At 71.7% G+C, this 6,874-nt stretch carries 4 protein-coding genes; 3 read left to right on the top strand and 1 reads right to left on the bottom strand.

Annotated elements, in window-relative coordinates; translation table 11 throughout:
• Positions 1-181 precede the first annotated feature (181 nt).
• Positions 182-2,584, top strand: a complete 2,403-nt coding sequence (lon, locus tag FNH08_RS40810; protein WP_152776567.1) for an endopeptidase La — start codon at positions 182-184, stop codon at positions 2,582-2,584.
• Positions 2,585-2,759: 175 nt separating this feature from the next.
• Positions 2,760-3,251, top strand: coding sequence for a MarR family winged helix-turn-helix transcriptional regulator (locus FNH08_RS40805; RefSeq protein ID WP_322726277.1), 492 nt, complete (start codon positions 2,760-2,762; stop codon positions 3,249-3,251).
• A 24-nt stretch (positions 3,252-3,275) separates the two neighbouring features.
• On the opposite strand, the gene FNH08_RS40800 is transcribed toward FNH08_RS40805, so the two are convergent.
• Positions 3,276-4,061, bottom strand: coding sequence for a protein phosphatase 2C domain-containing protein (locus tag FNH08_RS40800; protein WP_152776566.1), 786 nt, complete (start codon positions 4,059-4,061; stop codon positions 3,276-3,278).
• A 356-nt stretch (positions 4,062-4,417) separates the two neighbouring features.
• Here FNH08_RS40800 and FNH08_RS40795 point away from each other — a divergent pair.
• A partial coding sequence (locus tag FNH08_RS40795; RefSeq protein WP_152776565.1) for a sensor histidine kinase occupies positions 4,418-6,874 on the top strand: 2,457 nt, incomplete at its 3' end.

Genomic DNA, 6,874 nt, shown 5'->3' with positions numbered 1-6,874 from the left:
GTCCGGGGCGGAGCACCGGAGATGGGATGGGTAGGAGCGGCGGGGGCGAGGAAATGGCTGGTCAGGCGCCGACTCGGCCGGTTAGGTGCTGATCGCTCACGGCGAACACCCAAGGGGGAACAATCCAAGGCTCACGTGCATTGAGTCGGCATAGCTCAACTTGACTGCCTAGGGAGAGATCATGGCTTCGACGTCCACACCGCTCACCCTCCCCGTACTGCCGCTCGATGACGACGTCGTGCTGCCGGGAATGGTGGTGCCGCTGGACCTGAACGACGCCGATGTACGGGCCGCGGTGGAGGCCGCGCAGGCCGCCGCGCGCTCGGAACCGGGGAAACCGAAGGTACTGCTGGTGCCGCGGATCGACGGCACGTACGCACGTACGGGGGTGCTCGGCACCGTCGAGCAGGTGGGACGCCTGGCCGACGGAGACCCAGGTGCGCTCATCCGAGGGCGCGGACGTGTGCGGATCGGCGCCGGGACCACCGGGCCGGGTGCCGCCCTGTGGGTCGAGGGGACCCGGGTCGAGGAGACCGTGCCCGAGCCGGTGCCGGGGCACGTCACCGAGCTCGTCAAGGAGTACAAGGCCCTCGCCACCAGCTGGCTGCGGAAGCGGGGTGCCTGGCAGGTCGTCGATCGCGTGCAGCAGATCGACGACGTCTCCGCCCTCGCCGACAACTCCGGTTACTCGCCCTTCCTCTCCACCGAACAGAAGGTGGAGCTGCTGGAGACCGCCGACCCCGTCACCCGGCTGAAGCTCGCCACCGAGCAACTGCGTGAGCACCTCGCGGAGCAGGACGTCGCCGAGTCCATCGCCAAGGACGTACAGGAGGGTGTGGACAAGCAGCAGCGCGAGTTCCTGCTGCGGCGCCAGCTCGAAGCCGTACGCAAGGAGTTGCGTGATCTGAACGGCGAGAAGGACGGCGAGGAGTCCGACGACTACCGGGCGCGTGTCGAGGCCGCGGATCTTCCCGAGAACGTCCGCGAGGCCGCCCTGAAGGAGGTCGACAAGCTGGAGCGGTCCAGTGACCAGTCGCCCGAGGGGTCCTGGATCCGTACCTGGCTCGACACGGTGCTGGAGCTTCCCTGGAACGAGCGGACCGAGGACGAGTACGACATCAGGGGCGCCCAGGCCGTCCTGGACGCGGAGCACTCCGGCCTGGAGGACGTGAAGGAGCGCATCACCGAGTACCTCGCGGTGCGCAAGCGGCGCTCCGACCGGGGGCTGGGCGTTGTCGGCGGGCGCCGTGGTGGTGCCGTGCTCGCGTTGGTCGGTCCTCCCGGTGTCGGCAAGACCTCGCTCGGTGAGTCGGTCGCCCACGCCATGGGACGGAAGTTCGTGCGCGTCGCCCTCGGCGGTGTGCGGGACGAGGCCGAGATCCGCGGCCACCGGCGTACGTACGTGGGTGCCCTGCCCGGCCGTATCGTCCGGGCCATCAAGGAAGCCGGGTCCATGAACCCCGTCGTCCTGCTCGACGAGATCGACAAGGTCGGCTCCGACTTCCGGGGCGACCCCGCCGCCGCCCTGCTCGAAGTCCTCGACCCGGCACAGAACCACACCTTCCGGGACCACTACCTGGAGGTCGAGCTGGATCTGAGCGATGTCGTCTTCCTGGCCACCGCCAACGTGCTGGAGGCCATCCCGGAGGCGCTGCTGGACCGTATGGAGCTGGTCCGGCTCGACGGGTACACCGAGGACGAGAAGGTCGTCATCGCGCGGGACCACCTGCTGCCGCGGCAGTTGGAGCGGGCCGGCCTGAAGAGCGACGAAGTCACGCTGGACGAGGGCGCGTTGCGCAAGCTCGCCGGTGAGTACACGCGCGAGGCCGGTGTACGGAACCTGGAGCGGTCCGTCGCCAGGCTGCTGCGCAAGGTCGCGGCCCAGCACGAACTCGGTGAACGGGAGCTGCCGTTCACGGTCACCGAGGCGGATCTGCGCGGGCTCATCGGGCGTCCGCACCACGTGCCCGAGTCCGCGCAGGACCCGGCGGAGCGGCGCACGGCCGTGCCGGGCGTGGCCACCGGGCTCGCGGTGACCGGCGCCGGTGGCGACGTGCTGTACGTGGAGGCGTCCCTGGCCGACCCGGAGACGGGCGCGGCCGGACTGACCCTCACCGGTCAGCTCGGTGACGTCATGAAGGAGTCCGCGCAGATCGCCCTCAGCTTCCTCCGCTCGCACGGCGCCGAACTGGAGCTGCCCGTGGGTGATCTGAAGGACCGGGGTGCGCATATCCACTTCCCGGCGGGAGCCGTGCCCAAGGACGGTCCGAGCGCGGGTGTCACGATGACGACGGCGCTCGCCTCGCTGCTCTCCGGCCGGCTGGTCCGTACGGATGTGGCGATGACCGGTGAGGTCTCGCTGACGGGCCGTGTCCTGCCCATCGGCGGCGTCAAGCAGAAGCTGCTGGCCGCGCATCGGGCCGGGGTGACGACGGTGATCATCCCGAAGCGTAACGAGGCCGATCTGGACGATGTGCCCGCCGAGGTCCTGGACAAGCTCGACGTCCACGCCGTCACGGATGTCCGGCAGGTCCTCGAGCTGGCGCTCTCCCCGGGGGAGGTGAAGGTGCCGGCTGCGGCCTGACGCTGACCGGTCCCGACGGTTCCGGGGCGGCGGGGGTTTTCCTCGCCCCCGGCAAGGAAGCCGCCCCGGAGAACACCCCCGGGAGAAGCAGGGCCGGAGGCCACCGTTGATCCGTCGCTGCGGAATACTTACTCAGCTGCGGCAATGGCGGCCCAACGGGATCAGGAGCGCTGACGTGCACGAGGGCGGTATCGGTGAGGGGCATCGGATCGAATCCGGCGCACCACAGGCGGGCATGGACCACGCCTTCCTGGAGCTGGAGCGGGAGCTGACGGTGTTCCTGCGGCGGGCCCGCGCCAAGTCCGGCGAGATGGCCCGCGCGGTCCACCCCGACCTGGAGTCCGCCGCGTACGGGCTGCTGGCCCGCCTGGACGAGACCGGCGGGCTGCGCGCCACCGACCTCGCCGCCTACATCGGCGTCGGCAAGGCCACGATGTCCCGCCAGCTCCGCGCCCTGGAGCACCTCGGGCTGGTGGCCCGTGAACCCGACCCCGCGGACGGCCGCGCCTGGCTCGTCCAGCTCACGGACGAGGGCCGGTCCCGGTTCCGCCGGGTGCGCGACGCACGGCGGGAGCGGTACGTGCGCCAGATGACGGGCTGGGACCGCCAGGAGGTCGCCGAACTCGCCCGCCTCCTCCACCAGCTGAACCAGACCAGCGAGGGCTGACGGCGGGCGGACAGGGAGGCCGCGTCACAGTTCCGCGTACACCACTGTCGCGTCGTCGTGCCGCTTGCTCCGCCCCAGGTGCGTCCTGTCGGTGTCGGACGTCTCCAGCGTCCGGACGCGCCGTATCAGCGCCCGGGCCCCCTCCTTCCGTACGACGGCGAGGAGGTCGGCCCAGTCGCCCTCGTGGAACTTCTCCACCCAGCGCGTGGCGCCGTCCGTCAGGGCGGCCAGGGCGTGGACCGAGGAGCGCGGCACCGTTCCCGTCACCGCGCGGGAGGCGACCGAGGGGTCGGCCGCGGCGGTGAAGAAGCCGCCCTCCTGGTTCCGCAGGGTCGCGTCGGTGAGCGTGGCCGAGGTGAGCGTGGCGCGCGGGACGCGGGAGAGACGGTCGTCGAGGATCGTCGTCACCGTGCCGTCCGGGGCCGCGAGCAGGAGCGTCGAGTCGGACAACACCAGGTACTCGACGCTCTCGGCACACCAGCGGGCCAGGACCACCGTGGCCTGTGGGGTGCGTGGGTGAGAAAGGTCACAGGTTTGCGCGTGGGAAGCGGCGGTACGAGAGATGGCCTGTGCGAGAGCTTCGGACAACGTCAAATGCCGTTCTGAAACGGACAGTTCGGTCAGGGCGCCACCGAGGCGGGAGGAGAACCAGGCGACCGAATGTCGACAGCCGTAGTCACCGGGCGGTGGCGTCACGCCGTCCAGGACGACCAGCGAACCGCCCTGTCCCGAAGCGGGCAGCGCGACCGCGGCGAAGTCCTCGTTGGGGCGGGCCGGGTCACCGGGCTCCGAGACGAGTTCCGTATGCATTCGGCCAGTCTGCACGAGGCCTTCACAACGACCGCGAAAGGCTGGCATTGGTCGCCTGAGGGTCCCGGCCAGGCAGGTCAGGCGTCGGGTTTGGCGTGGAATGATCGGGTCCGGTGAAGCGTGGCGGCGAATACTGCCAAAGGCCGCCGCCCACGTCCAATGGGCCCGCCGTGCGGCCGCAACGCGCTCGCCAAAGGAACTTGCCCGCCAACTCCGGTCCGGGGTTCACTCCTTCGGGTGGCGGGCCTGATGATGCGGGATCACCGTCCACCGGCACTGGGAGGGTCGGGAGCCGTACCGGGAAGACGCAAAGGTTGACGGAACGTCACCCGGGCCCATGGGTAAACGAGTCAGGAATGCGAGCACCGGTGCAGAAAATGCGGCCTCGGCGCACAGGCAAGCAGACGGCCTCCAAGGCCGCCCCGAACCCGGGGCAGACGGGCGACCAGCCCGCCGTCGGCACCGGACGCCCCGCGCACGTCCGCAACCGGCTCATCGGAGCCGTCGCCGTGGTCGCAGCCGCCATCGCCGGCGCGGGCGCGCCCTCGGTCCTCGCCGCCTCCAGCCAGCTGAACGACTCACAGAACCTGGTGACGCTCGCCGAGCAGACCCAGCAGGCGCTCACCCTCGCCCATGTCCTGGCCGACGAGCGGGACGAGGTCACCGCGTACATCGCCGCCGGGCGCCCCAAGTCCAAGGCCCCCAGCGAGGAGCGCAGCGCCCGCGTCGACCGGCGGGTCGAAGAGCTCAAGGCCGACGCGCCCGCGGGGCTGGGCCGGGACCTGAACGAGATCGCCACCGTCCGGCGCACGGCGCTCACCGGTAGGAGCAGCGCTGTCGAAGCGCACGAGGCCTACTCCACCACCATCGCCGAACTGCACGCCCTCGCCGAGGAACTGGCGGAGAAGCTGCCGCCCCGCGCGGGCGACGGCTCCCACGCGCTCGCCGAGCTCGACACCGCCGTCCAGCAGTCCGCCGCCGCCCGCGGACTGCTGCTGGCCGCGCTGAGCGTGCCGAAGTCCACGCAGACGGTCACCGACCCCGTGACCGGCCTGCCGACCACCTCGACCAGCACTTCGGCCGCGGACAGGAAGCAGCGCGACGAGCTCACCGCCGCCGCCCAGGAGGCCCGCGTCCGCTCCGCGGCCGCCCTCGACGACTTCCGCGAGACGGCGCCCTCCGCCGCCCGCTCCTCCTACGACTCCACCGTCACCGGTCCCGAGGTCACCTCCGCCGAGACCTACCTGGACAAGCTGACCGACCAGCCGAGGCTCTCCGACTCCGAGCTGAACACCGGCACCACGAAGCTGGACGCCGCGCTGTCCGCCCGGGTCGAGCTGATGCGCGGTGTCGAGGCATCCCTCAACGACCGGCGCACCAAGGACCTCGCCCAACTCCGCGACGACGACGTCACCGCGCTGGAGATCCGTATCGCGGTCCTCGGCGCCCTCCTCCTCGTCGCCATCGGCATCGCCACCGCCATGGCCCGCACCCTCACCCAGCCGCTGGCCGCGCTGCGCATCGGCTCGGCCCGCGTCGCCGCCGACCCGGCGACCGAGGAACCGGTCAGGTACACCGGCCGCAACGACGAGTTCGCCCAGGTCGTGCGCTCCGTCAACGCGCTCCACGCGCACGCCCTCGCCCTCCACGAGCGGCTCTCGCCCCTGGAGGGCGACCGCAAGCACCTCATCGGCCAGCGCCAGACCATGGCCGACGAACGCGACCGGCTGCGCGCCGAACTCGCCGCCGCCACCGCCCACCTGGAGCAGGTCCGGCACAGCATCCACGGCACCTTCGTCAACCTCGCCCTGCGCACCCTCGGGCTCGTCGAGCGCCAGCTCTCCGTCATCGAGGGCATGGAGGAGCGCGAGCAGGACCCCGAGCGGCTCGCCACGCTCTTCAAGCTCGACCACTTCGCGACCGTGATGCGCCGCCACAGCGAGAACCTCCTCGTCCTCGCCGGCGCCGAGCACGGCCAGCAGCACGCGAGCCCGGTCCCGCTCGTCGACGTCGTCCGGGCCGCCGTCAGCGAGATCGAGCGCTACGACCGCGTCCGCATCGCCGCGCTGCCGCCGCACGCGCACATCGCCGGGTTCGCCGCCGACGACCTCAGCCACCTCGTCGCCGAACTCCTGGAGAACGCCACCTCGGCCACGCCGCCCGAGCAGCCGATCGAGATCTCCGGCTGGCTGCTGGAGAACGGCGAGGTCATGCTCTCCGTGCAGGACGACGGCCTCGGCATCCCCGCCGACCGGCTGGAGCGGCTCAACGCCCGCCTCAAGCAGTTCGACCCCGAGGAGCCGTACGACCAGGAGGGCGGCGACGGACTCGGGCTCGGCCTGTACGTGGTGGCCCGCCTCGCCCACCGGCACGGTGTCCGCGTCCGGCTGCGCGAGCAGAAGCAGGGCGGTATCGCGGCCGTCGCGGTCGTCCCGAAGCCCCTGCTGGCCGCCACGCCGGCGACCGCCGTCCCCACCTCCGGACCGGCGTCGGCCGGCGCCGCCACGTCTCTGCCCGGCGCCGACGCCGAGGCCAACTCCAACCTCCTGCGCGGCCGCTCGACCGTCGTCGTCCCGGAGGCGGACGGCGACGGCGACCCGCTGATCGAGGCGGCGGAGCGCGCCCTGAAGGAGCGCGAGACCGCGGGCGAGCAGGAGGACACCGGGTACGGCGACGCCGTACGACCCGACGTTCTCGACGTACCCGACGTACCCGAAGAGGCCGCCGAGGCCGGGACGACGGTGCCGGAGACGGTCTCCGAGACCACGATGGAGCTGTTCGCCCCGATCCCGCCGACGGACCCGGACCCGGAC

Source organism: Streptomyces spongiae (genome assembly GCF_009377185.1).
Lineage (GTDB): Bacteria > Actinomycetota > Actinomycetes > Streptomycetales > Streptomycetaceae > Streptomyces > Streptomyces spongiae.
The sequence above is the reverse complement of the archived record's forward strand: the minus strand, read 5'-3'. Positions and strand labels throughout refer to the sequence as shown.